The following is a 25323-nucleotide window of genomic DNA, read 5'->3' on the forward strand; positions in this document are numbered from 1 at the left end:
GCGGCTATTTTTTTGCCTAAAATTCAGTTAGCACAGAATTTAAAAAGCGACGACCCAAGTCGGTTGTTGCAATGGTGCCATTAATTTCTTGCAGTAAATTTTTATGAAATAGTGATCTCAGCTGTGGCTCGATAATCGCAATATTAAGGCCCGTTCTATTTGCAAAAAGTGTGCGATGAAACCCGCGATTCAAACGTAACGCATTCATTAAAAATTCTAAAGGTAATTCTTCCGCGTCAATATTTTTATTGCCGGCTAAATATGTGTTTTCTTTATTTAGATAATCTTTTGGTGCGCGAGTTTTCCAGCGTCTAAAAATTCCTTGGTCAGTCAGTGTTGTGAGCTTGCCATGAGCACCGGCACCAATACCAATATAATCCCCGAATTCCCAGTAATTAATGTTGTGTTTGGCTTGTTTGTTGTCGCGACTGTAGGCAGAAATTTCATACTGCGATAGGCCTGCTGTATTCAATAGCTGTTCGCCCGCTAATTGGATATCGGCAAGCTGGTCATCCTCTGGCAGTAAAGGAGGCGATGAAAAAAAAGCCGTATTAGGTTCGATAGTTAATTGATACCAGGATAAATGTGTTACACCTAATTCGATGGCTTGCTGTAAATCATCCAGTGCCTGTGATGCGCTTTGCTCTGGCAAGCCGTGCATTAAATCAATGTTGAAATTTGTTATGCCTGCTTTGATGGCGGATTTAGCGGCGTGAATGGCTTCCTGGTTACTGTGTATTCTACCCAGCGATTTTAAATGAGAGGCGTTAAAGCTTTGCACGCCTATAGAAAGACGATTGATGCCTGCTTTTTGGTAGCCGATAAATTTTTGTTGTTCTATTGTGCCTGGATTGGCCTCCAGCGTAATTTCAATACTGTCGGCAAATGTCATGCGTTTTGCTACGCCGTTTAAAATAGTTGCAATGGCGGCTGGAGAAAACAAGCTTGGCGTACCGCCACCAAAAAAAATAGACTGCAGTGGACGATCATCTACAAACTCTAATTCCAGGTCGAGGTCCGCCAGCAGGGCGCTGACATATTCTGCCTCCGGAATGTTATCTGTGGTATGAGAGTTAAAGTCACAATAAGGACATTTACGCACGCACCAGGGAATGTGAATATATAAACTGAGTGGTGGTAAGCTTTGAATCTGAAAGTTATTGCTCATCCAAATTTAAACCGAGGCTGTCCCAGATTTCATCAATCCGTTGCTGGGTTGCTTCATTCATCACAATTGGCTTACCCCATTCCCTGCTCACTTCGCCATCCATTTTATTGGTGGCATCAAAGCCAATTTTTGAGCCAAGTCCAGAAACAGGTGACGCAAAGTCTAGATAATCGATAGGCGAATTATCAATAAAGACACAGTCGCGACGTGGATCCATGCGCGTGGTCATTGCCCAGATAACATCCTTCCAGTCGCGGGCATTGATGTCATCGTCAGTAACGATAATAAATTTGGTGTACATGAATTGCCGTAAAAAAGACCATACGCCCATCATTACCCGCTTGGCATGACCGGCGTATTGTTTTTTCATGGTGACGACTGCTAAGCGATACGAGCAGCCTTCTGGCGGTAAATAAAAATCGCTAATTTCCGGAAACTGTTTTTGCAGAATCGGCACAAACACTTCATTTAACGCCAGGCCTAAAATAGCGGGTTCATCGGGTGGCCGACCGGTGTAGGTGCTGTGATAAATAGGGTTATCTCGATGGGTAATATGCGTTACCGTCATTACCGGAAATTGATCAACTTCATTGTAGTAGCCGGTGTGATCACCAAAAGGGCCTTCATCGGCCATGTCATCAGCGGCTAGATAGCCTTCTAGAATATATTCGGCGCTGGCAGGAACTTGTAAGTCATTACTGAGAGATTGAGTGAGTTCTGTCTTACTACCGCGCAATAGTCCAGCAAAAGCAAATTCACTTAAGCTATCAGGTACTGGTGTGACGGCCCCAAAATCGTTGCCGGGTCGGCGCCTAAGGCGACAGAAACCGGGTAGGGTTTGCCGGGGTTTTGCTGTTGGAACTCCTGAAAATCCAGAGCACCACCACGGTGTGATAACCAGCGCATAATTAATCGGTTCTTGCCGATTAACTGCATACGATAAATCCCCAGATTTTGTCGCTCTTTGTGCGGCCCGCGGGTAATTACGAGTGGCCAGGTGATGAGCGGTGCTGCATCCTCGGGCCAGCAGGTTTGTATAGGTAATTTATATAGATCAACGTCATCGCCTTGTATCACATGTTGTTGGCAGGGCGCTTTTTTGACTATCTTAGGTGCCATATTCAGCACCTGTTTTAGTATTGGTGCTTTTTCCCAGGCATCTTTTAAGCCCTTGGGTGGATCGGGCTGACGTAAATACGCGAGCAGTTCACCGACTTCCCGCAGTTTCAAAATGCTTTCCTGCCCCATGCCTAAAGCGACGCGGTGTTCGGTGCCAAATAAATTGGTGAGTACCGGGGTATCAAAGCCAATAGGGTTTTCGAATAAAATGGCTGGGCCACCAGCACGTAACACGCGGTCACAAATCTCAGTCATCTCTAATCTGGGATCAACGGCAGCGGTGACGCGGACCAGTTCGCCGCGCTCTTCCAAATAGCTCAGAAAATCGCGGAGATCTTTGTATTTAGGTGGCGTGGACGATGTAGCGGTGGGCATAGGTGGTCGACGTTAATAAGCCGGAGTAGGGTGTCCGGCGTTCAAACGTTACTTCCTTTTCATCGACATAAAGAATTCGTCGTTTGTCTTGGTGTCTTTCAGTTTATCTAATAAGAATTCGATCGCCGCGGTATCTTCCATACCGTGTAGAAGTTTACGCAGTATCCACATACGTTGTAATTCTTCTTCTTTGGTTAATTTTTCTTCCCGGCGAGTGCCCGAGCGGCGGATATTAATTGCGGGATACACGCGTTTTTCAGCGATTTTACGATCCAGGTGTAATTCCATATTGCCGGTACCTTTAAACTCTTCGTAGATAACTTCATCCATTTTAGAGCCAGTATCGACCAGCGCGGTGGCGATAATTGACAAGCTGCCACCCTCTTCAATATTACGTGCAGCACCAAAGAATCGCTTGGGGCGTTCCAGCGCGTGCGCATCGACACCACCGGTTAATACTTTGCCGGAGGAGGGCACAATGGTGTTGTAAGCGCGAGCTAGACGAGTAATAGAGTCGAGCAAAATAACCACGTCTTTTTTGTGTTCAACCAGGCGTTTGGCTTTTTCGATAACCATCTCGGCGACTTGTACGTGACGGGCTGGGGGCTCATCAAAAGTTGAGGCAACCACTTCGGCGCGAACCGAGCGCTGCATATCTGTCACTTCTTCAGGCCGCTCATCAATCAATAGTACGATGACATAACATTCGGGATTATTGCGCACGATACTTTGCGCAATATGCTGCAGCATTAAGGTTTTACCCGCTTTTGGAGGCGCCACGATTAGACCGCGCACACCTTTACCCACGGGTGCGGTAAGGTCGATGATACGACCGGTTAAATCCTCAGTAGAGCCATTGCCCGCTTCCAATAAGCAGCGTTCTTCGGGAAAGAGTGGAGTAAGGTTTTCGAAAAGGACTTTATTTTTGGATTGTTCTGGTTGGGTGTAGTTAACTTCGCTGACTTTTAACAGGGCAAAATAGCGCTCGCCATCTTTAGGGGGCGAATCTTGCCAGAAATGGTATCGCCGGTGCGTAAATTGAAGCGGCGAATCTGGCTGGGTGAAACATATATATCGTCAGGACCGGCTAAATATGAGCAGTCGGCGCTTCTTAGGAACCCAAAACCATCTTGTAAAATTTCCAGTACTCCATCGCCGTAAATGTCCTCGCCGCTCTTGGCGTGGCGTTTCAGGATAGAGAATATGATGTCCTGTTTGCGCTGGCGGGCGATATTGTCGAGGCCGCTCTCTTTGGCAATGTCTAATAGTTCTTGAGTAGGTTTGGTTTTGAGGTCTGTTAGATTCATAAGATTATTGGAATGATTTTATTGATGAAAACTATGGATGGAGCACGCGGGTGCGTGTAGGTTTCTAAGGGTTAAGGTTTGTCTTTACAGGTAAAAGATTACGAAAAAGGGGTTTGAGTGGTATCTAAATGATTGTAAATATTAGCGATACAGGTCCACGGAACGCGTAGACGGAATAAATGTAACACTGAAGTGGCAAACCGTCCAGCCCTAATAGCTATTTTTTACACTATTGGGGCTGATCGGATCAAAAACTTACATGGCGCTATTAATAAACTCACTGAGCTGGGATTTTGATAAAGCACCAACTTTAGTTGCTTCGGCGTTGCCATTCTTGAAAATCATCAGTGTTGGGATGCCTCTGATACCAAACTTGGGTGCGGTTTCAGTGTTAGCATCGACGTCCATTTTGCAGACTTTCAGTTTCCCGTCGTACTCGGTGGCTATTTCGGCAATAACCGGCGCGATCATTTTACAGGGACCACACCACTCAGCCCAAAAATCTACAAGAACAGGAATATCCGAGTTTAATACATCAGCTTCAAAACTGGCGTCTGTTACGTGAACGATACCTTCGCTCATGGTTTTTTCTCCACAATTATTAGGCGCTTTGGCCGGTTAAAATAGCTACACTAAGCGGCTATAGATGATGGTGATTACAGGGTCATGGCAGGATAAACGAGCCATTGCTGTGGTGGCCGACATCATACCATTGCCCGCAGCGGTAATAAAACACCGCCTTAGTAATCAGGCACTGCAATAATTAGGGCTGGAAAGTGATAATGCAAGTGAGAACGTTAGATGAATTCGCCATTAGCTTATGACGGCGCGGCTAACTGGTTCGGGATTTGCCTTACGCAATGATAGCTTGGCAGGGTAAATGAGAGCTCATAGTGGTCTTCGTGCGCTAACCGCGCACTGTAACAGAGCCATCAACCTGGCTTGATAGTAGCCTTTAACAATAATTGGAAATGGAATGTTTAAAAAAATACTGTTGCTCGTTCTATTGCTGTTAGCGGTTGCTGCCGCGTTATATTTTGATGTTGCCCAGTATTTGACTCTGGAGTTTTTTAACAGCCAACGACAAGGGATTGCGGATTATCAACAGCAGCGGCCGTTAGTTGTCGCGCTGGTCTATTTTGTCCTTTATGTGCTGGTAACAGCGTTATCATTGCCCGGCGCAGCAGTGATGACCCTGGTGGGTGGTGCGTTGTTTGGCTTGGGCTGGGGGCTATTAATTGTGTCATTTGCCTCGACTATAGGGGCAACGCTGGCTTTTTTATTGGCAAGAAGTTTGTTGCATGATTGGGTGCAACAACGGTTTGCCCAGCATTTGGCAGCGATCAATCGCGGAGTTGAAAAAGACGGGCCTTTCTATTTATTTACGTTGCGCCTGGTGCCGTTATTTCCTTTTTTTGTCGTTAATTTGGTGATGGCGCTGACACCCATCAAGCTTTGGTCTTTCTACTGGGTTAGTCAAGTTGGAATGCTGGCGGGAACAGCCGTCTATGTTAATGCTGGAACACAATTAGCAAAACTGGATGGCACCACGGGGATTTTATCGCCGGCATTATTGGCATCATTTGTATTGTTAGGTTTATTTCCCTGGTTGGCGAAAGCCATTGCTGCAGCTTTTAAAGCGCGTCGTGCTTTTAGCCGTTTTAAAAAGCCGCGTCAGTTCGATAACAATGTCTTGGTTATCGGTGCGGGTTCTGCAGGTTTAGTGTCGGCTTATATTGCCGCAACAGTAAAAGCAAAAGTCACTTTAATAGAAAAAAATAAAATGGGTGGCGATTGTTTAAACACAGGCTGTGTACCCAGCAAAGCCATTATTCGTTCCAGCCGAATTAATCACTACCTGCAACGCGGTGCTGATTACGGTTTAAAAAATATCAGTGGCGAGGTTGATTTTCCTGCGGTGATGCAGCGGGTGCAAAAAGTGATCGACACGATAGAGCCGCATGACTCCGTTGCACGATATACCGAGCTAGGAGTTGATTGCCTACAAGGCCAAGCAAAAATAATTTCACCCTGGCAAGTTGAAGTGAGTGATAGTACTGGTAATAAAACGCTTCATAGCGCCCGTAATATTATTATCGCCAGTGGTGGTCGACCAGCGCTACCTGAAATAGCCGGCTTGAACAAAATTAATTACCTGACTTCCGAAAACATTTGGCAGTTACGCACGTTGCCCCAGCACTTAATCGTTGTTGGGGGCGGGCCCATTGGTTGTGAGTTGGCGCAGGCATTCCGGCGTCTCGGCAGTGAGGTCACTATGCTCGTGCGTAGTCAGTTGCTACCTAAAGAGGATGAAGATGTGGCTGCAGCAGTGGCCGCACAATTTGCGCGCGATGGCATAAAAGTACTTATACAAAGCCATATTGTTAGCTGCGAACAATCGCAGAAAATCAATGTCCGGGTCGCCTTGAGTGATCAGCAGGAAGTATTAGTGCAAGGCGATCAGTTATTAATGGCTGTTGGTCGCAATGCCAATACGGAAGCAATGGGCTTGGAGAATGTAGGTGTTCAGTGTACCGCCAATGGCACTATCGCCGTCGATGAATATTTACGTACTGACTGTCCGACTATTTTTGCCTGTGGTGATGTGGCTGGTCCGTACCAATTTACCCATGTGGCAGCGCATCAAGCCTGGTATGCAGCTGTGAATGCCTTGTTTGGCAGCTTCAAAAAATTTAAAGCCGATTATTCCGTTATTCCCTGGGTTACGTTTTGTGATCCAGAGGTGGCAAGAGTAGGATTAAGTGAAAAAGATGCGCAAGCGAAAAATATTGCCTATGAAGTAACTCGCTATGGAATTGATGATCTCGATCGTGCTATTGCCGATAGCGAAGCTCATGGCTTTATTAAAGTATTAACAGTACCTGGAAAGGACAAAATTTTAGGCGTGACCATTGTCGGATACCATGCCAGCGAACTGATTGCCGAGTATATCTTGGCTATGCGGCATGGTTTAGGTTTAAATAAAGTCATGGGCACTATTCATATATATCCGACGTTAAATGAGGCTAATAAGTATGTTGCAGGCGAATGGAAAAAATCCCATAAGCCAGAAGCGTTATTAAAATGGGTGGAAAAGCTACATCGTTTGAGAAGATAATTTTTTAATTTTATTATTAGGGGAAAAGCTTGTGTCAGTCGAAACAGTCAGCATAGAAAAAAATGTTAGCGAGCGCTACGCAGAAGGTGCCAGTGAGCGGCAGGCGGCCTTATGTTGTCCTGTTGATTACGACAAATCGTTATTGGCGATGTTGCCAACAGAAATTATTGAAAAAGATTATGGTTGTGGTGATCCTTCTCGTTATGTGCGTGAGGGAGATGTCGTGCTTGATCTCGGTTCCGGTGGCGGTAAAATTTGTTATATGGCTGCACAGTTAGTTGGCAGTTCAGGTCGTGTTATCGGGGTTGATATGACCGATGAAATGTTGGCGCTAGCTCGCCGTCATCAGTCGGCAATGGCCGAAAAACTGGGTGGTAATAAAGTCGAGTTCAAAAAAGGTTATATTCAGGATCTGGCACTAGATGTAGATGCTTTGGCTACTCGCTTGGCGCAAAGCCCAGTGAGTACAGCGGAAGAATTGAACCAGTTGGACGCGTGGAAACAACAGCAGCGCATAGAAAGTCCGATGGTTGCAGATGACTCGGTGAGTTTGGTTATCTCAAATTGCGTGCTGAATTTAGTTGATAAAAAAGATCGGCAGCAAATGATTGAAGAGATTTTCAGAGTATTAAAGCCCGGTGGCCGGGTGGCCATATCCGATATTATCTGTGATGAGACCGTACCGCAGAGCTTGCAGAATGATCCAACCTTGTGGAGTGGTTGTATATCAGGCGCATTTGAAGAGCAGGAGTTTTTACAAGCGTTTCTTGATGCCGGTTTTGTCGCTGTCGGTTATGACAAATGGGATGATCAACCCTGGCAGATAGTTGCAGGAATCGAGTTTCGTTCGGTGACACTATTGGCGACCAAACCAAGCAAAAAACACTTATACGATGCTGGTCAGGCGGTATTTTATAAAGGGCCATATAGCGAAGTACGTGATGATTTAGGCAATATATACCCCCGCGGATTGCGCATAGCGGTTTCGCGGCGAACATTTGAGTTAATAAAAGAGGGTCCCTATGCCAAAGATTTTGTTTGTATGTCGCCAGCAGAGGAAGTAAATCACGGTTGTTTTTGCTTGCCAGCAGCTTCCTTGCGCCCGGCTTCAGCAACCAAAGGCGGGCAGCAGTTTGGTACCGGGGCTGATGAGGCCTGTTGTTAAGTTGGATGGCTTTATAGAATTATGAGTGCCGTCACGTGGATGATAGGTACTCTGCTGTCCTTTTGCTTGATGGCGGTTGCTGGTCGGGAGTTAAGTGGTGAGCTGTCGACCTTCCAAATTTTATTATATCGCAGTGCTTTTGGGTTGGTAGTTATCTCGCTAATAATGCTAACTAAAAAACAGTGGCTATTATTTTCTACTCAGCGTTTATCGCTGCATATTGTTAGAAATAGCTTTCATTTTATCGGCCAGTTTGGCTGGTTTTTAGCAATTGGTCTATTGCCATTGGCAGAGGTTTTTGCCTTGGAGTTTACCGTGCCATTATGGGCGGCGTTAATTGCCGCGTTATTTCTAGGAGAGAAATTAACCTTAAGAAAAATTGCGGCCCTGGGTTTGGGGCTGCTAGGCGTTATCGTGATTGTGCAGCCAGGCTATGCATTAGTTGATACGGCGTCACTGATCGTGTTGGCTGCTGCACTGTGCTATGCCATCGCACATGTATCGACGAAAGCCTTATCGACCACTGAGCAGCCGGTGACAATTTTGTTTTTTATGTGTGCGATCCAGTTGCCGATAGGATTGCTTTTATCTTTGTCTGATTGGGTTTGGCCTGCATCGTCGCAGTGGGGATGGATCGCCATAGTCGCGTGCACCGCGTTAACGGCGCATTTTTGCCTGGTTAAAGCGATGCAATGTGCGGATGTTTCCATCGTAATGACGCTGGACTTTCTGCGCTTGCCATTGATTGCGATTGTGGGCGTCTATTTATATGGCGAATCGTTAGAGTGGGCAATACTTGTAGGCGGCTTTATAATGTTGGTCGCAAATTTAGTTAATCACGTACGGTCTACAGTAGTTACAGCAGCTAGCGTCGCATCATGAAATAATATTAGAGGAGTGTAACAATGAAAAAAGTAGCTGTAGTGTTAGCCGGTTGCGGAGTCTATGACGGTGCCGAAATAAACGAGGTTGTGCTCACTTTGTTGTCACTGGAACAGCAAGGGGCAACATATCAATGCTATGCTCCCAATATTGATCAGATGCATGTTATTAACCATTTAACGGGTGAAGAAATGGCAGAGACGCGTAATGTGATGATAGAGGCTGCGCGTATCACTCGCGGTAATGTCATGGAATTGGCGCAAGCGAATGTGGCTGATTATGATGCGTTAATAGTGCCTGGTGGTTTTGGTGCGGCAAAAAATTTGTCAGATTTTGCAATCAAAGGTTCAGCATTGACAGTGCAAGAAGATTTCTTAAAGCTGGCGCAAGGATTTTATCAGTCAGGAAAGCCAGTGGGGTTGATCTGCATTGCTCCCACCATGGCAGCAAAAATATTTGGCGCTGGTGTGGAATGCACTGTCGGTAATGATGCGGAAGTTGCGGAAGCTATTGAAGCTACTGGCGGCAAGCATTTGGAGTGCCCAGTCAATGAAGTAATCATTGATCAAAAAAACAAACTCGTTACCACTCCTGCTTATATGTTGGCCGGTTCAATCAGTGAGGCCGCTATTGGTATCAGCGAATGCGTTAAACAAGTAATAGCTATGGCCTAGGTTTAAATTATGGATGCTAGTGTTAAAACCGTTGAGCTGACCCGGCTGGCTTTGGCATTTATTCCCGTGGTAGCGGTGCTGGTAATTTATTTTCGCTGGACATCAAAAACGGGTCATGTGAGTTACGCCTTGGCCCGAATGTTAGTGCAATTATTAACTGTAGGGTATTTTTTAGCGTATTTGTTAGACACTGATATTCCGTGGATTGTTCTGGCGGTATTGCTACTGATGATTGTGGTGTCCAGCTGGATTGCACTTAACACCGTATTGCAGTATCGCCGCGCCTTGATGATTAAAACTTGCCTGGCGATAGCATTGGGCGGCGGGATTAGTCTGTTGATCATGTCCCAGTGGGTACTACAGGTAACGCCCTGGTATGCCGCACAGTACATAATTCCCTTAGGGGGAATGGTATTTGCCAATGCAATGACGAGTGTTAGCCTGTGTGCCGAACGCTTTTTTTCTGAAGCACTTCATGAGGCGGATTTTATCAAGGTAAGGGAAACGGCCTTTAATGCTTCATTGATTCCGATGGTGAATTCGCTATTTGCAGTTGGTTTGGTGTCATTGCCTGGCATGATGACTGGACAAATTTTATCAGGAGTGTCGCCATTAATTGCCGCGCGTTATCAAATCATGGTGATGTGTATGCTATTTGCGGCGTCTGGCATTTCATCGGCTTTAATGTTGCACTGGCTTAAGCCGTGGTTTGAAATAATCCGCGGTCAGCAATCAAACTGATATACTGCGCAGCACTTAACCTATATTGATGGCGCTACTGTGACTGATCTCTCGTTTGACTTTTCCTCTTTGAATTTGCCCCAAGCCCAACTGGATAACCTGCACAACATGGGTTACCAGCAGATGACGGCGATACAACAACAAAGTTTGCCGGTGGCTTTACGGGGAGAGGATTTGATCGCCAAAGCCAAAACCGGTAGTGGTAAGACCGCAGCTTTTGGTATTGCGATGCTGACAAAAATCAATCCACGGGATTTTGCTGCCCAATGTTTAGTGTTGTGCCCAACCCGGGAATTAAGTACCCAGGTTGCTAATGAGATACGGAAGTTGGCACGCTACCAGCAGAATATCAAAGTAGTGGTGTTATGCGGAGGCCAGTCCATCGGGCCGCAAATCGGATCATTGGAACACGGTGCGCATATTGTGGTGGGTACACCGGGAAGAATAAAAGATCATCTGCGCAAACAAACCTTGGCACTAAGCCGCATTAATACGTTAGTGCTGGATGAGGCGGATCGCATGTTGGATATGGGGTTTTATGATGATATTGAGCATATCATCCAGCATACTCCTGAGCAGCGCCAGACCTTATTGTTTTCCGCGACGTACCCGGCAAAAATAAAAACCCTTAGCGCCAGTTTTCAAAAATCACCCGTCGAAGTTAGTGTCGAGTCTTTGCATAGTCATCAGCATATTGCCCAGCATTTATTTATTTGTGGCAGGGAAAGTAAACTGGATGATTTACAGCGGTTGCTAAATTATTTTGCGGTGGAGTCTGCGGTTATTTTTTGTAATACGATTAAAGAAGTAAAAAATGTTTGTGAGAGTTTACAACATGCCGGATTTCATGCCAAAGCACTACACGGCGATTTAGAGCAGCGTGATCGTGATCAAATATTAGTGCAATTCAGCAATCGTAGTTGTTCATTATTAGTTGCTACCGACGTGGCTGCAAGGGGTTTGGATATTGAAGAATTACCGGCAGTGATTAATTACGAGCTTCCTAGAGACCCTGAAATCTATATTCACCGTATTGGACGTACCGGCCGGGCAGGTAAAGAGGGTTTGGCGATTGCTTTGTTCACAGATAAAGAAAAATACAAGCTGGCGGCGATTGAAGATTACCAAAAAGTAAGTCTAAGTTTTGAGGCCGTTGAAAGTCTTAATGCTACTATAGCCGAGGGTGCAACGCCGGCCATGGTAACCTTGTGTATTGCCGGTGGACGTAAAGATAAGGTTCGCCCCGGCGACATACTGGGTGCATTAACGGGGGCAGGTGGTGTCAGCAGTGATGTGGTCGGGAAAATTAATATCTTTGATTTTTCCGCGTATGTTGCCATAAAGCGTGAGGCGGCGAATGCAGCTTTGCAGCAATTGCAGCAGGGTAAAATTAAAGGCAGAAAGTTTAAAATTAGAAAACTACGATAAATATAAAGGTAGCCTGATGATTAAGAAAGTCCTGTTTTCACTGAGTGCACTGTTAATAATCGGTGCCATTATTTTTATTACTGGTAAACAGCCAGAGCCATTTGTAGCTGATTCAAAAAGCGCAGAAATACTAAAGTCAGGTCCGTACGCTGTTGGCAGTTATACGGAGAATCTGGCTGATAATTATCGTGGTACACAAGCCAACGGCGACGTCATGGGCATGGATATTCGCAATCTGGATACGGTGATTTGGTATCCAGAGCAGCAGGGAAAAATTGCCCCTGGCCAACACCCGCTAATTATTTACAGCCATGGCTTTATGTCAATGAAAGAAGGCGGAGCACATATCGGTCAGCACCTCGCTAGTCATGGTTATATTGTCGCTTCTGCTAATTTCCCATTAACTAATTATTACACCAGCGGCGGCGCTATGGTGCAGGATGTGGTCAATCAACCTGCGGATGTCAGCTTTATCATTGACAGTTTATTGCAGTGGAGTCATTCGCCAGATCATTTATTTTCTAACAGTATTGATGAGCAGCGAATTGGCGCTACCGGTATTTCCCTGGGTGGCATGACCACCACGATGGCGGCCTATCATCCAGAGAAACGCGACCCAAGAATTAAAGTAGCCGCTTCAATTGCCGGGCCATTAAGTATGTTTGGTCGCGACTTTTTTGCACATCATACTATACCGTTTATGATGCTGGCAGCGGATATTGATGCCTTGGTAGAGTATCAGGATAACGCATTACCCGTTTTGGATAGAGTGAAAGCGGCGCATCTGGTAACGGTTACCAATGCCTCACATACGGGCTTTGCAGCGCCAGCAAAATACTTGCGCTGGTTAGATAACCCTGACAGCGTAGGTTGCAAGCAGGTGTTGAGCCAAATTGATTTAACAGCAGATGACGATTCCTGGCACCACCTTATAGGTACTGAACAACAGGGAATTATTTACGAACCGATGAAGCCCCTGTGTAGTAAAATGCCGTTGCCGTCAGCAATGAATGTATTGCGGCAGCATATGATCACTAAAGTAGCCATTCTTAGCTTTTTCCAATCACAATTTGCCGATACTGAAGCTGAGCGCAATCGTTATCAGCACTATTTAACCCAGGAGATGGCCGCAGAATTAGCAGAAGTAAGTTATCAGCAGGCACAGATCTAAACTCTGGCATACCATTTAAATTATGGGTGCCAGAGTGCCTTATGAGTTAGTGTGAATCTTTATTGTGAGCCAGGCGATAAAGAATTGGCAGCACAAATAAAGTCAGCAGGGTTGAAGAAATAATGCCACCAATAACGACTGTCGCTAGTGGCCGTTGTACTTCAGCACCGGTGCCTGTATTTAATGCCATTGGCACAAAACCCAGGCTGGCAACTAACGCTGTCATTAGCACGGGGCGTAAACGAATCAGTGCGCCATCAATTATCGCGAGCAACAAATCACCTTTTTCATGCCAAAGATCGCGGATAAATGCCAGCATCACCAGGCCATTTAATACTGCTACCCCCGACAGCGCGATAAAACCAACCCCTGCAGAAATGGATAAAGGCATATCTCTCAGCCACAGCGCGATAACACCACCGGTTAATGCCAGCGGCACACCAGTGAAAATAATGGCGGCATCTTTGATGGAATTAAACGCCATCACTAATAGTCCTAGAATAATCGCTAAGGTAATTGGAACAACGATCGATAATCTCTGGCTGGCAGATTCCAGCTGTTCAAAGGTACCACCATAATCCAGCCAATAACCGGCGGGCAATTTAACTTGCGTTGCAATATTTTCTTTTGCTTCACTGACAAAGGAACCCAGATCCCGGTCACGTATATTGGCGGTTACTACGATTCGCCGTTTACCATTTTCGCGGCTTATTTGATTAGGAGCAGGTGCTATTTCCAAGGTGGCAACTTCCGCCAGCGGTATATAGCCGCCGCCAGGTATTAATACGGGTAAGTTTTGTAAATAATCAAAATCCCGGCGCCGCTCTTCGGCAAGTCTAACGACTAACTGAAAGCGCCGATCACCTTCAAAAATTAATCCAGTTGCTTCACCGCCAATGGCGGTAGCAACCAAATCCTGCAGTTGATCAATGCTGAGCCCATAGCGCGCTAGCGCTAAGCGTTTAGGGACAACCGATAACATTGGCAAACCGGTGACTTGTTCTACGCGTGCGTCACGGGCACCGGGCATAGCTTGAATGACTTGTAGAATGTCATTGGCCGAGCGCAGTAATTGTTCAAGATCGTCACCAAATACTTTAATGCCAAGATCGGCGCGCACTCCGGAAATTAATTCATTAAAACGCATTTGAATGGGTTGAGTGAACTCATAATTATTACCGGGTAATCGTTTCACCGCGGCTTCGATATTTGTGACCAGCTGCGCTTGACTGAGAGCGGGGTCTGGCCACTGGTGGCGTGGCTTTAGCATCACATAATTATCAGCGACATTGGGCGGCATCGGATCAGTAGCTACTTCGGGGGTGCCAATTTTGGCAAACACTACTGCTACTTCCGGGAATTGTTTAATCGTTGTTTCCAGTTGTTTTTGCATCGCTACTGATTGCTCTAAGCCGGTACCAGGAATTCGAATCGCATGCAGGGCAATATCCCCTTCATTGAGTTGCGGAATAAATTCCGAGCCCAGAGTGGTGGCTAACCAGCCGCTAAATAGGAGTAACGATAGCGCTGCCAAAAGCACCAGTCGGCGAAATTTCATCGCTGCTAACAATAATGGTTGGTAAATGGATTTACTCAGGATAATAACCGGGCTTTCCCGCTCGCTGATTTTTCCATTCATAAAAATAGCAACGGCGGCAGGGACTAAGGTAAGGGACAATACCAGCGCCGCTGATAATGCCATGACTACTGTAGCCGCCATCGGTTGAAACATTTTTCCTTCCACACCGGTTAAAGAAAATAGCGGAATATAGACCACAGTGATAATAATGACGCCAAATAAACTGGGCCTTATGACTTCATTCGTAGCTTGAAAAACGATTTCCAGACGTTCTTTTAATGGTAGTTGTGGTTTGTTGTTTGCTGTCTGTGCTTCAGCCAGACGACGTATAGAGTTTTCGATAATAATAACCGCGCCATCGACGATCAGGCCAAAATCCAGAGCGCCCAGGCTCATTAAATTTGCGGAAACCCCGGCTTGTACCATGCCGGTAATAGTGGCCAACATAGAAAGAGGGATTACGGCGGCGGTAATCAGCGCAGCGCGAAAATTTCCTAATAAAAGAAACAGCACCACAATCACTAATAGCGCGCCTTCTACCAGATTTTTTTGGACTGTGGCAATTGCTTTGTCGACCAATATGGTGCGGTCATAGACCGCTTCTACCACTACTCCTGCGGGTAAAGTGGGTTGAATTGTTTGCAGTTTTGCCGCGACTGCGGCTGCGACTTCACGGGAATTTTCCCCGACTAGCATCATCGCCGTGCCTAATACCGTTTCTTCGCCATTACGGGTGGCAGCACCGGTGCGTAATTCCTTGCCAATAGCTACCTCGGCCAGATCCGAAATTTTTACCGGAACTTGTTGAATATTTGTTACTACGACATTTTCAATGTCAGCGATGGTTTGCAATTGGCCGGGTGAACGCACCAGTAATTGCTCACCGTTGCGTTCAATATAACCGGCTCCGCGATTATTATTGTTATTGCGCAGGGCGTTACTGATATCTTCCATGGCAATACCGTAGGCCAACATCTGCTGTGGTTTTGGGGTGACATGATATTGTTTGTCAAATCCGCCAATGGTATTTATTTCCGTAATACCTTTAACCCGAGCCAGTTGCGGTTTGATAATCCAGTCCTGAATTTCTCGCAAAGCGGTGGCGTCATAAGCCTGGCCGTTGGCTTGTTTGGCATTCGCGGATGCCGCTACGGTGTACATATAAATCTCACCCAACCCTGTGGCGATCGGTCCCATGTCTGGTTCAACGCCAGCGGGCAAAGCGCTTTTAATCGCAGCTAGCTGTTGGTTAATTAAATTGCGAGCAAAATACAGGTCGGTTCCTTCCTCAAATACGGCGGTGACTTGTGACAGACCATAACGTGATAAGGATCGGGTATAAGATAATTGTGGCAGCCCGGCTAACGCGGTTTCTACCGGGTAGGTAATTCGTTGTTCTATTTCCAGCGGTGAGTAACCGGCAGCCTCGGTATTGATTTGGACTTGGACATTGGTGATGTCGGGAACGGCATCAACTGGCAGTTGTTGGTAGCTCCAGATGCCGGCTACTAACAATAGCGGTATTAACGATAGCATAAGCCAGCGTCGCTCAATCGAGAGACGCAATATGGATTCAATCATTGCGTTCTCCTAGTGTTGATGAGCTGCGCCGGATTTTTCTAAATCGGCTTTTAATATAAAACTGTTTTCGACAACATAGTGCTCGCCTACAGTTAGTCCATCTAACACTTCAGAAAAGCTGCGATCGCGGTGACCTATATTAACAGCGCGGACTTCATAGTCACCATTAACCAATACAAAAACGGTCGGTGACCCATCTACTGATTGCAGTGCTCTATTGTCTATTACCAAGGGGCGTGCAAGTTGTCTGGTGGTAATTTTCCCGGTGACTAACATGCCTGGCGCCCAATGTTTTTTACGGTTATCAATAGCGGCACGGGCCAGCACAAAGGGAGCGCCATTATCATTGGGAATTAAATGTTTAATAACGGTGTTGGTGGCCAATGAATCCATAGTAACCGCCAGTGACTGCCCGACGGCAATATGTGCTATTTGGCTGGGGAAAACTTGAAACTCCGCCCATAGCTGGTCGAAGTTGGCGATGGTAAATAGCGGTTGTTCTTCGGTAAGCTCGCCGCTGGTGGCGTGACGGGCAGTGACAATGCCGCTAAGCGGTGCTGTTATAGGATAGTGTTTCAGACTTTCATTGGATTCTATATTAACCAGAACTTGTCCTTTTTTAACGGTATCTCCAAGGTCAACATTTACTTCACCGATAGTGCCGGGGAAGCGAGCGCGGATATGACTAACTTTGCTGGAGTCAGCGCTTATTTTTCCATAGACCGTTATTTGCTGATGGATAACGCCAGCTGCTGCTATTGCCGTTTTGATACCGGCATCGCTAGCGATCGCCGAATCTATCTCAACATGCTTTATTTCTTGGTGGTCGTGTTCATCTTCATGATTATGCTCTGAACTGGCAACAGCAGGGCGACTGGTTAACAAAAACAAGGTGCAGCAAAGCACTAGTGACAGCGTTAAGCCGCTGCGGGCATGAGGGTTATTCATGATATTTTCCTGACTAATTACGGGCAGGTTTTGGTGGCAGCCAAAACCCATTAATTGTAGTAATTAGCCAAGAATAGGCGGGCGGTAAAAAGGTTTGTTATACACCGCCGCGTGATTGGCGTCATAAGGGGGTGCGTTGGTTTGTTGGTAAGCGGTACCGGTATCTTGATGGACAGGGAGTAATGCCAGCAAATGTTGGTGACTTTGGCTATGACAGCAATGTTCACAGTCGATTGCTAACGCTGGCTTATCTTTATCGTTATGACTGGAGTTGTCGTTGCTACCGATTAAATCATTGATGGCATGGGTGAGACCATCGACAATATGCGCGTCTATTTGGCCGTGCCCGGTTTCTTCATAAACCGCGCAGGAGTCAATCATGCTGGCCATTAACGACTGGCCAGTGAATAAAGCAAGTAACACTATTGCCATGATTCTGAAATGACGGTATTGACGCATAATTACGGATGAATCAAGTTGGGTTGATAATATTCTCAGCAAGTTACTGGAATGCAGGCCGCATTTCAATGAAATAGTTACTAAGGAGCCTCTGAACAAGTCTATAGCGTCTCTGCGTGACCTGAAACGGTAGCTTCAAAGCGCAAACCAAAGGCCAAGGCTGATTGTCCTTGGCCGCAGTAGATACATGCTCAGTTCGTTCCCTTCGGGGCTTACCGGCGAGCTCAGGCTCCGCGTTATTACTTTTTGTGTAGGCCAGTATGCCTGCAAAGCCATGCCTGGATGCTGAACTCGCCTGTAAGCCATAGACTTGTTCAGAGGCTCCCTAATTAATTATTCCTGCAAGGTTTCCAGTTCACTGTGAAGTTCAAACCATTGTTCTTCTTGCTGGTCTTTCTGTTGTCGTAATTGCGCTTGTTCCCGGATCAGTGTTTGCAGCTTGGTTTTTTGTTCGGCCTCGTAGAGTGTGCTATCAGCGAGTGTCGTTTCAATATCAAGCAGAGACTGGTCTGTTTTTTCTATTGCTTGTTCAATTTTTTTAATTGCATTATTAATCGGCTGCAGTTTTTTTCTTAATTCGGCGGCACTTTGTCGTTGTTCTTTTTTAGAATCGGTTTTGGTGACGGTAGTTTTTTCCGGGGCGGTGGTATTTTTGCGTTGTTCTATTAGCCAGCGGCTATAGTCATCCAGATCGCCATCAAACGATTGCGCCTTACCATCGGCGATTAGTAGAAATTCATCAACCGTATTGCGCAACAAGTGGCGATCGTGGGATACCACAATCACCGCACCCTCAAAAGCTTGCAAGGCAACCGTTAAGGCGTGGCACATTTCCAGATCCAAGTGGTTGGTGGGTTCGTCCAACAACAGCAAGTTAGGTTTTTGCCACACCACAATTGCCAGTGCCAGGCGTGCTTTCTCGCCACCGGAAAAATGCCGAATCGTTTCCAGGGCCATATCACCATGGAAATTAAAACCGCCGAGGAAATTACGAATCTCTTGCTCTCGGGCATTAGGACTGAGTCGCTGAATATGCAACGCCGGGCTGGCATCTAAATCCAGTGCTTCTAACTGGTGCTGGCTAAAATAACCCAGTTGTAAATTTTCCCCTTTGGTAAATTCACCACTGATTAATTGAATTTCCTGCGCTAGTGACTTAATTACGGTGGATTTACCGGCACCGTTGGCGCCGAGCAAACCTATTCGACTGCCGGGATGCACGCTTAATTTCACATTGTTAACGATGGGTTTATCGCCATAACCAAGTTGCGCCTGGCTAAGGTTGAGCAAGGGGTCAGAAAATTTAACGGGTTCCGGAAAACTGAAATCAAATGGAGAGTCGACATGGGCGGGTGCGATATCCTCCATACGAGCTAATTCTTTCAATCGGCTTTGCGCTTGCTTGGCTTTAGTCGCTTTCGCGCGAAAGCGGCGGACAAAGTCATTAATTTCAGCTTTGCGTTGCTGCTGTTTTTCATAACTGGCTTGCTGTTGTTCCAGGCGCTCTGCTCGCTGCCGTTCAAAGGCGGAATAGTTGCCTTTGTAGGCGTTCAGTTTTTTGTGCTCGATATGGACAATGCCTTCGCAGACACTGTCGATAAAATCGCGATCGTGAGAAATTAATAACAGACTACCCTGATAGCGTTGCAGCCATTGTTCCAGCCAGAGCTCAGCATCTAAATCCAGGTGGTTAGTGGGTTCATCCAGCAACAATAAGTCTGATGGACTCATGAGTGCTTGCGCCAGATTTAATCGAATACGCCAGCCACCGGAAAAACTGTTGGCGGATTTAGTGATATCGCTGAGTTTAAAGCCCAGTCCAAGCATCAATTGTTCGGCGCGTACGCGGGCGTTATAGCCATCGATAGTATCGAGTTGCTCATGTAAGCTGGCTAATTGCTGGTGTTGGTCGCTTGCTTCGGCTTGTTGAATGGCCGCTTCGATCCGGCGTAGTTGCTGGTCGCCATCGATAATGTAATCTAAAGCATTACGGTTGCTGGTAGCGACTTCTTGCGCCATATGGGCAATGCGCCATTGGCCAGGAATGGTGGCATTGCCGTCATCAGCGGTGAGGTGTCCGAGTAATAACTGGAACAAGCTGGATTTACCTGTGCCGTTGGCACCGATCAGCGCAATTTTTTGGCCGGGATAAAAAACAGCGCTGGCGTGTTCCAGCAAGAACTTACTACCGCGCTGTAGGCTTATTTGGTCGAGTTTAATCATGGCGGCGGATTATACTGTATAAAAACGGTTGAGGGCCTATCGATGAAAGAAAATCCTTTTTGGCAATACTCACTATCTACTTATAGCAAGGAAGGCGTAGAGCCACTGTTGATTCAGTTGCAAGATGAATGTGGTGCCGATGTTAACCTGCTGTTATGTGCTTGCTGGTTAGGGTCGCAGGGAAAAATATTGGCTGGCGATAACTGGGCCAGCTTAATCAAGGTTTCAGTAAAATGGCAGTCTGAATGCGTTATCCCGCTGCGCGCAGTCAGGCGTTTTTTAAAGACCCAAGATGGTGTGGAGGGCTTTCGAGAGCAAGTTAAAGCGTTAGAAATTGAAGCGGAGCGCTGTGAGCAGGAATTGCTCTGGCAGCAACTGACCACACTGGTGTTGTCTACAGCGCAGCAGCAGAACGCAGCTATGAAAATAAACCTGGAAACCTATGCGCGATTTTTATCCGGCGCTAATGGGTTGAAGGTGTCCGGTTTATTGGAGGTATTGGAGACCCGTGTTATTGCTTAGTCAATGACACATTCATTGCCAAGAGCCTGCCAAAACAAGTTTATAGCAACGATGGGGCTCTATTAAAAATCAAAGAGGCTACGGATAGGTCCTGTTTCCTTGGCTTTGCTTTTCGCATTCTCTTTTCGTATTTCTTCTTCCAATTTTTCCAAGGGATCTTCGACCAAGCTTTGTTCAACACGGTGAACCTGATGTTTCACTGCTTTTTCAGCTGCCCTTGGGGCGTCGGTCGTGGTTGTTTCTGATTTTTCTAACTCAGCTTTTTGCTGGAGCTCTATGACCTTGGCGGCGGCTTTTTTAACAGCTTGTTTAGCTTTGGATATAGGCTTTGCGGCGGTTTTTTTGGCTGGTGTTACCTTCGCTGCCGGTGGCTTTGCAGTGCTTTTGGGCGCTGTTGCTTTTTTGGCTACAACTTTCTTGGCAGAAGTTTTAGCCGGAGTAGGTTTTTTTACGGTTTTGGTTTTAGGCTTGGTCGTCACCGCCTTCTTGCCAGCGTTTTTGTTTGACGTTGGTTTTTTTGCTTTGCTAGCGGGCTTGGCCTTTGTGGTAGATTTGACCTTGGCTGTTGCCGTTTTTTTAACCGCTGCTTTTTTAACCGGTGCTTTTTTGGCAGCGGCTTTTTTTACGGGTGCTTTCTTGGCAGTAGTTTTGGCTTTGGCCGTTGCTTTTTTGATGGCGGCTTTTTTAACCGGCGCTTTTTTAGTGGCAGTCTTTGCCTTGGCTGGTGCTTTTTTAGCCGATTTTACGGCAGAGGCCTTCTTAACAGCCGTTTTTTTTGCGGCTGCTTTTTTAGCCGGGACCTTTTTCTTAACAGGCTTAGTGGTTTTTTTGGCTACTTTTTTAGCTACAGCTGCTTTTTTTGCAGGCACCTTCTTGCTAGTGGCTTTTTTGACACTGGTTTTACTTTTCGGTGCGGCTTTCTTGGCGCTGGCTTTTTTAGCGGGGCTTTTTTTTTGGTGCTCGCCATTTGTCGTAACCCTTTGTTTTTCCTGGTTTTTGATTATTATAGACAATATAACATTGTCGTCTAGTAAGCTGCTTTTCATAGCACTTATCGAAGTATCAAAGGACATTATAGTCCCGATCTGGATAATTAGGCGGGGATTATTGCTTTGCTTTGTCTGGCTAGCTACTATCCCTGCCGCTCAGCAGCCGTTTACAGTTGTTGGTAACAATATAGTGGACATGGGAAATACAATAAAGGTCTGTATTATGAAGCCATTCGCAAAGTTGATGATTGCAGCACTTATATTGCTAGGTATTGGGCTGCCGATGGTCATGACTGGGCCTAATGGTAAGCCCATTATGACTATCAATGACTGGATTCCGGATATTAGTGGTTTGAAACCAAAGAATTTTAATGTTGAGGGCCGTGTCGAGCATTTGAAATCGTTGACCAATCTGACGGATGGCAGCGAACCAACAGCGCAAAACCCGGTCAAAACCGCCGTTGACAATAGCCCAGGCCAGCTTTCGGCGTCATCGGGAAAGATGTACAAGTGGCAGGATGAGAATGGCCGTTGGCATTTTTCCAGCGAGAAGCCGACTGCGGCAGTAGAGGTAAGTGTGGAACAGTTGCCAGAAATGGAAAACTTCATGCAAGCCCCTGTTAAAGAGGAGGAAAACAATAGTAGTATAAGCCTCCCCGGTGGGTTCAGCTTATAGATAATAATTACCCCCAATCGTTTAAGTCATAACCAGCAAACAGGATAAATAATGAAACGTAACCTTATATTAGCCGCGGCAATCAGTGCGGCAGTGAGTGCCACTTTGGTTGGCTGTAATGAAGAGCAAGCTGCAGCGCCTGCGCCCACCACTCTGGATACTGCAGAGCAGCGAGTAAGTTATGGTATGGGTATTGGTTTGGGCCAGCGTATCAAACAAGAAACGTTTACTATTGATGTTGATGCTTTTTCGCAAGGGGTGAAAGATGCTGTTGCCGGTGGCGAGCAGCTGATGACACAGGAAGAAATCATGCAGGAGATGCAGCTTTTCCAAGAGCGGCAAATGGCGGAGCAACAAGCAGAAATGGATAAAGTCGCCGAGCAGAACAAGGCTGATGGCGACGCTTTTTTAGCTGAGAATGGTGCAAAAGAAGGGGTGACTACTACTGAAAGCGGTTTGCAGTATAAGGTCATCACGGCCGGTACAGGCGCGAAGCCAAGTGCCGAAGATACGGTTGAGGTGCACTATGCCGGAACACTGATTGATGGCACTGAATTTGATAGCTCTTATAAGCGCGGCTCTACGGTTAGCTTCCCTGTGGGTGGTGTTATACCGGGTTGGACTGAAGCCTTACAATTAATGCCAGTAGGCTCCAAGTGGCAGCTGTTTATTCCTTCTGCTTTAGCGTATGGCCCTGGTGGTACTGGCGGCGGCCCCATCGGCCCGAATGCGACATTAATATTTGATGTTGAGTTGATTGCCATTCAAGGTGATGAAGCGGAAAAATAGCATAATAAAGCAAGGGGAGAGTAGCCGATTAACGTGGCGGCTTTCCAGTATGGCGATGCCATTGCTTGTCATCAAAACCAGTCTCATTCGAGGCTGGTTTTTTTTCAGTGACGGGTGCCTTTTTATCAGCTTTGCAGGTGGTTGAAATAGTATCAAGTAGTGACGGATAGGGTTAATTTATAGTGTAAGCCATACAATAATACAGCTATTTAAACTGACTCATTACATGCTTAAAAAGTCTAATCAAAAACTAATTTATCTACGGTAAAGGTCGATAAAACTGATAGGGATCATGACAGTAGTAGCCGCCAACGGAGGTATCTCATGAAGTTATTCCACCTTATCAATTACTTATCTCAGCAAACCGCAGATAGTTTTTATATCTCAGGCCGTTACGGCTTCATCCACGCCAAGCTTGAACATACCGGTAGTGAACAACCCGTTTACACCGTAGAGAGCAGTTACAACGACTACAATCATGCTGATAGCCAGCTGCAAATCCATCAGCAACAGGGCTTTCGCCTTTCAACAATCTGTTGTTTATGTGTAGGTATATTGTTTGGTGAGCGGGCTCTGAATAAAGGTGTCATCGCTGCTATTAATCGCTGTTTTTTACCCTGACAGCAGCTTTTTAGCGGGTTAAAAGGTGCGTGTAACCATTAGACGCCACAGCGAAGTACTGTTTGCTTTTACCGCTAAAACTCACGGCCAGGATGGCGGCGCTAGTGGGTTTCCATGGGTCGCGTTTGGGCACTGTCCAATGGTCAATCAGTTTTAGCTTGTTGGTGTCCCACAATTGCACCAGGCGGTCCGAGTTACCGGTCAGTAGTTGCTTGCTATCGTTGGAAAAGCGGGCACTGGTAAACGTTTGGCCGCGGCGAAGCGCGCTGGCACCGAGTGGTAGTTCGCCAATGGCTTTGCCAGTAGTGGTATCCCACACCACGGCTTTATCGTACTTGGCCACACTTAACGCCCTAGTCCCGTCCGGTGATAGCGCGACAGTGACGACTTCGTCTGCATGTGCCCAATTAAATAATTCCTTGCCGGTATTCATATCCCAGAGTTTGGCGGTTTGATCCTCCGCGCCGGTGATGGCGAGTTTGCCATCGTTACTCAGGGCGACGGCGCGAACGCGATCGGTGTGATAAAACGTGCGTTGAATACCGCCGCGTTTTACATCAAACAGTACGGCGCTGTAATCTTCCAAACCGAGCAGGGCATAGTTGCCATTGGGGGTGAGATCGACCGCCATCACTTCGTTGGGGCGGTCCAGAAAGTCAGTGATTGCCCCGTGGTGGCATCCCATAGCACCATGGTCTGGTGATCGGCAGTTAGCGCGAAGCGGCCATCGGGAGAAAAGCCGGCGGCAATAATATTGCTGTATTCACCCTTCTTATGATTCCAGTTAAAGAGTCGCTCGCCTTTGCTGGTGGTCCACAGGCTGCCGCCGTGGGTAATAGAGCCGATAACACTGCGCTGACCATCCTGGGATAGGGCTGCGCTATAAGCGCCTTTGACTGCATTTTCCCAGCTTTGAGTCGGGGCCTTACCGCTATCGCAAGCGCTTAATAACAGGGGCAGGACAATAACTAAACAGCGAAGTAATACAGGTTTTAACATGAGGTTTGAGTGTCCAGATGGCGAGTGGATAGTGGTGTTAGTGTAGTCGCTTACGGTCGCTAGGTGATAATCATGGGAGAGGCTGGCTTAATCATAGCTACACTCCCCTTCGAGCTTATATTGCAGACAAAAAAAACCGACAACCAGTTAAAGCTATCGGCATAGGGAGGATTAAATTTAACGGTTGGTGATGCAGCTATTAAGCCACCTGTACTTGCTCACGGTGAGACTCATGCAGCAGGTCAATCAACTGGTCTTCCAGCTCAAAGCGGGATTCCAGCGTCTCGCCAAGCTGGGATAAGCTTTTGGGCAAAGTGGTCAATAAACCTTCAGCGTCTACAAAGCGATCATTAAAGGCCATCGCCTGGGCAGTGGTAGCGTTAATGCCAGGCAGTAATGCGTGGGCCTGATCTGCGCTGCCGTCTGCAAAAGCTTCAGCTTCGCGAAGGAGTTCGTAATAGACTTCAAAGTGCCCTGCGGAAAGGTAATCTACCAATTGTTGGCAGAATGTTTGTAGTCGAGTGCTAGGGGAGTCAGTTTCTGTGCGTTGTTCGTGGATACCGCTGAGATCGCAGAATTTCACAATAATGGATTGGCGCGCCTGCAACCAGCGCTCAATTAATTCATTAACCCCGGTCCAGCGTTCCTGAATAGTGCAATTGTCCAGCATAGTGATAGCCCTGTGTATTGTTATTTGGTTGTCGATTTCTTTGTTCAATAAATGATCGACTGGTTTGTTCATCGATTAAGCAAACTGTGCTTATGGATTTAATATAAGTGAGGATTACT

The 25323-nt window shown here is 46.5% G+C and carries 21 protein-coding genes and 2 pseudogenes; 11 read left to right on the forward strand and 12 right to left on the reverse strand.

The annotated features are described in order from the left end of the window. Positions 1–16 precede the first annotated feature (16 nt). From hemW to trxA, 4 genes and pseudogenes are all read right to left on the reverse strand, one after another. Entirely contained in the window at positions 17–1168 is a 1152-nt protein-coding gene (gene hemW, locus UNITIG_RS12985; protein WP_101758761.1) for a radical SAM family heme chaperone HemW, read from the reverse strand. Continuing rightward, a pseudogene (gene ubiD / locus UNITIG_RS12990) lies at positions 1158–2662 on the reverse strand (4-hydroxy-3-polyprenylbenzoate decarboxylase). The gene hemW and the pseudogene ubiD overlap by 11 nt, the downstream one beginning before the upstream one ends. Positions 2663–2710: 48 nt before the next feature. Next, a pseudogene (gene rho, locus UNITIG_RS12995) lies at positions 2711–3969 on the reverse strand (transcription termination factor Rho). Positions 3970–4224: 255 nt separating this feature from the next. Next, complete coding sequence (trxA, locus tag UNITIG_RS13000; RefSeq protein ID WP_101758762.1) at positions 4225–4551, reverse strand: thioredoxin TrxA; 327 nt, start codon at positions 4549–4551, stop codon at positions 4225–4227. A gap of 394 nt (positions 4552–4945) precedes the next feature. On the opposite strand from trxA, the gene UNITIG_RS13005 reads away from it, so the two are divergent. From UNITIG_RS13005 to UNITIG_RS13035, 7 genes are read left to right on the forward strand one after another with little or no spacing between them, the layout of a single operon-like run. Continuing rightward, on the forward strand, positions 4946–7087 hold the full coding sequence (locus UNITIG_RS13005) for an FAD-dependent oxidoreductase (RefSeq protein ID WP_101758763.1): 2142 nt from the start codon (positions 4946–4948) through the stop codon (positions 7085–7087). A 31-nt stretch (positions 7088–7118) separates the two neighbouring features. Then, a complete protein-coding gene (locus tag UNITIG_RS13010; RefSeq protein ID WP_101758764.1) occupies positions 7119–8252 on the forward strand; it encodes a methyltransferase domain-containing protein in 1134 nt (377 codons plus the stop codon). Positions 8253–8273: 21 nt separating this feature from the next. Beyond that, positions 8274–9134: a DMT family transporter gene (locus UNITIG_RS13015; protein ID WP_235015379.1), complete on the forward strand. Its 861-nt coding sequence runs from the start codon at positions 8274–8276 to the stop codon at positions 9132–9134. Positions 9135–9157: 23 nt separating this feature from the next. Beyond that, positions 9158–9808: an isoprenoid biosynthesis glyoxalase ElbB gene (gene elbB, locus UNITIG_RS13020; RefSeq protein ID WP_101758766.1), complete on the forward strand. Its 651-nt coding sequence runs from the start codon at positions 9158–9160 to the stop codon at positions 9806–9808. A gap of 9 nt (positions 9809–9817) precedes the next feature. Next, on the forward strand, positions 9818–10549 hold the full coding sequence (locus UNITIG_RS13025; protein WP_101758767.1) for an ABC transporter permease: 732 nt from the start codon (positions 9818–9820) through the stop codon (positions 10547–10549). Between the two features lie 39 nt (positions 10550–10588). After that, positions 10589–11977 (forward strand): ATP-dependent RNA helicase DbpA, encoded by a 1389-nt coding sequence (dbpA, locus tag UNITIG_RS13030; RefSeq protein ID WP_200821289.1) that lies wholly within the window; start codon positions 10589–10591, stop codon positions 11975–11977. Between the two features lie 16 nt (positions 11978–11993). Then, positions 11994–13148 (forward strand): CocE/NonD family hydrolase, encoded by a 1155-nt coding sequence (locus UNITIG_RS13035; protein ID WP_159931154.1) that lies wholly within the window; start codon positions 11994–11996, stop codon positions 13146–13148. 46 nt (positions 13149–13194) lie between these two features. Here the strand turns inward: UNITIG_RS13035 and UNITIG_RS13040 are convergent, their stop codons facing one another. The 4 genes from UNITIG_RS13040 to UNITIG_RS13055 form a co-directional block, all read right to left on the reverse strand. Beyond that, positions 13195–16308, reverse strand: a complete 3114-nt coding sequence (locus UNITIG_RS13040; RefSeq protein WP_101758770.1) for an efflux RND transporter permease subunit — start codon at positions 16306–16308, stop codon at positions 13195–13197. Between the two features lie 9 nt (positions 16309–16317). Beyond that, positions 16318–17256 (reverse strand): efflux RND transporter periplasmic adaptor subunit, encoded by a 939-nt coding sequence (locus UNITIG_RS13045; protein WP_159931155.1) that lies wholly within the window; start codon positions 17254–17256, stop codon positions 16318–16320. Positions 17257–17319: 63 nt separating this feature from the next. Next, positions 17320–17757 carry a hypothetical protein gene (locus tag UNITIG_RS13050; RefSeq protein ID WP_145999166.1) on the reverse strand — a complete coding sequence of 146 codons (438 nt, stop codon included), beginning with the start codon at positions 17755–17757 and terminating at the stop codon, positions 17320–17322. A 291-nt stretch (positions 17758–18048) separates the two neighbouring features. Beyond that, positions 18049–19938, reverse strand: coding sequence for an ATP-binding cassette domain-containing protein (locus UNITIG_RS13055; protein WP_101758773.1), 1890 nt, complete (start codon positions 19936–19938; stop codon positions 18049–18051). Positions 19939–19980: 42 nt separating this feature from the next. Between UNITIG_RS13055 and UNITIG_RS13060 the strand changes: the two genes are divergently transcribed. Beyond that, positions 19981–20460, forward strand: a complete 480-nt coding sequence (locus tag UNITIG_RS13060; RefSeq protein WP_145999167.1) for a TIGR02444 family protein — start codon at positions 19981–19983, stop codon at positions 20458–20460. Positions 20461–20522: 62 nt separating this feature from the next. On the opposite strand, the gene UNITIG_RS13065 is transcribed toward UNITIG_RS13060, so the two are convergent. Next, positions 20523–21329: a hypothetical protein gene (locus UNITIG_RS13065; RefSeq protein ID WP_200821290.1), complete on the reverse strand. Its 807-nt coding sequence runs from the start codon at positions 21327–21329 to the stop codon at positions 20523–20525. On the opposite strand from UNITIG_RS13065, the gene UNITIG_RS13070 reads away from it, so the two are divergent. The 3 genes from UNITIG_RS13070 (at position 21289) to UNITIG_RS13080 (ending at position 23535) form a co-directional block, all read left to right on the forward strand. Then, positions 21289–22125, forward strand: coding sequence for a DUF4124 domain-containing protein (locus UNITIG_RS13070; RefSeq protein ID WP_145999168.1), 837 nt, complete (start codon positions 21289–21291; stop codon positions 22123–22125). The genes UNITIG_RS13065 and UNITIG_RS13070 overlap by 41 nt on opposite strands. Positions 22126–22176: 51 nt before the next feature. Beyond that, positions 22177–22914, forward strand: a complete 738-nt coding sequence (locus UNITIG_RS13075) for an FKBP-type peptidyl-prolyl cis-trans isomerase (RefSeq protein WP_101758776.1) — start codon at positions 22177–22179, stop codon at positions 22912–22914. 324 nt (positions 22915–23238) lie between these two features. After that, on the forward strand, positions 23239–23535 hold the full coding sequence (locus UNITIG_RS13080) for a hypothetical protein (RefSeq protein WP_101758777.1): 297 nt from the start codon (positions 23239–23241) through the stop codon (positions 23533–23535). Between the two features lie 10 nt (positions 23536–23545). On the opposite strand, the gene UNITIG_RS13085 is transcribed toward UNITIG_RS13080, so the two are convergent. The 3 genes from UNITIG_RS13085 to rsd all read right to left on the reverse strand — a co-directional run bounded on the left by UNITIG_RS13085 (position 23546) and on the right by rsd (position 25276). Continuing rightward, complete coding sequence (locus UNITIG_RS13085) at positions 23546–24220, reverse strand: WD40 repeat domain-containing protein (RefSeq protein WP_235015380.1); 675 nt, start codon at positions 24218–24220, stop codon at positions 23546–23548. Continuing rightward, entirely contained in the window at positions 24166–24534 is a 369-nt protein-coding gene (locus UNITIG_RS24365; protein WP_235015381.1) for a hypothetical protein, read from the reverse strand. The genes UNITIG_RS13085 and UNITIG_RS24365 overlap by 55 nt, the downstream gene beginning before the upstream one ends. Positions 24535–24733: 199 nt before the next feature. Further along, on the reverse strand, positions 24734–25276 hold the full coding sequence (rsd, locus tag UNITIG_RS13090) for a sigma D regulator (RefSeq protein ID WP_235015382.1): 543 nt from the start codon (positions 25274–25276) through the stop codon (positions 24734–24736). Between the last annotated feature and the right edge of the window lie 47 nt (positions 25277–25323).

Source organism: Oceanicoccus sp. KOV_DT_Chl (assembly GCF_900120175.1).
Taxonomy (GTDB): Bacteria; Pseudomonadota; Gammaproteobacteria; order Pseudomonadales; family Dasaniaceae; genus Oceanicoccus.

Excerpts from the sequence above, each read along its gene's own strand:
- hemW (WP_101758761.1), bottom strand. The coding sequence starts at position 1,168 with ATGAGCAATAACTTTCAGATTCAAAGCTTACCACCACTCAGTTTATAT.
- trxA (WP_101758762.1), bottom strand. The coding sequence starts at position 4,551 with ATGAGCGAAGGTATCGTTCACGTAACAGACGCCAGTTTTGAAGCTGAT.
- UNITIG_RS13005 (WP_101758763.1), top strand. The coding sequence starts at position 4,946 with ATGTTTAAAAAAATACTGTTGCTCGTTCTATTGCTGTTAGCGGTTGCT.
- UNITIG_RS13015 (WP_235015379.1), top strand. The coding sequence starts at position 8,274 with ATGAGTGCCGTCACGTGGATGATAGGTACTCTGCTGTCCTTTTGCTTG.
- elbB (WP_101758766.1), top strand. The coding sequence starts at position 9,158 with ATGAAAAAAGTAGCTGTAGTGTTAGCCGGTTGCGGAGTCTATGACGGT.
- UNITIG_RS13025 (WP_101758767.1), top strand. The coding sequence starts at position 9,818 with ATGGATGCTAGTGTTAAAACCGTTGAGCTGACCCGGCTGGCTTTGGCA.
- UNITIG_RS13035 (WP_159931154.1), top strand. The coding sequence starts at position 11,994 with ATGATTAAGAAAGTCCTGTTTTCACTGAGTGCACTGTTAATAATCGGT.
- UNITIG_RS13040 (WP_101758770.1), bottom strand. The coding sequence starts at position 16,308 with ATGATTGAATCCATATTGCGTCTCTCGATTGAGCGACGCTGGCTTATG.
- UNITIG_RS13045 (WP_159931155.1), bottom strand. The coding sequence starts at position 17,256 with ATGAATAACCCTCATGCCCGCAGCGGCTTAACGCTGTCACTAGTGCTT.
- UNITIG_RS13055 (WP_101758773.1), bottom strand. The coding sequence starts at position 19,938 with ATGATTAAACTCGACCAAATAAGCCTACAGCGCGGTAGTAAGTTCTTG.
- UNITIG_RS13060 (WP_145999167.1), top strand. The coding sequence starts at position 19,981 with ATGAAAGAAAATCCTTTTTGGCAATACTCACTATCTACTTATAGCAAG.
- UNITIG_RS13075 (WP_101758776.1), top strand. The coding sequence starts at position 22,177 with ATGAAACGTAACCTTATATTAGCCGCGGCAATCAGTGCGGCAGTGAGT.
- UNITIG_RS13080 (WP_101758777.1), top strand. The coding sequence starts at position 23,239 with ATGAAGTTATTCCACCTTATCAATTACTTATCTCAGCAAACCGCAGAT.
- UNITIG_RS13085 (WP_235015380.1), bottom strand. The coding sequence starts at position 24,220 with ATGGGATGCCACCACGGGGCAATCACTGACTTTCTGGACCGCCCCAAC.
- UNITIG_RS24365 (WP_235015381.1), bottom strand. The coding sequence starts at position 24,534 with ATGTTAAAACCTGTATTACTTCGCTGTTTAGTTATTGTCCTGCCCCTG.
- rsd (WP_235015382.1), bottom strand. The coding sequence starts at position 25,276 with ATGAACAAACCAGTCGATCATTTATTGAACAAAGAAATCGACAACCAA.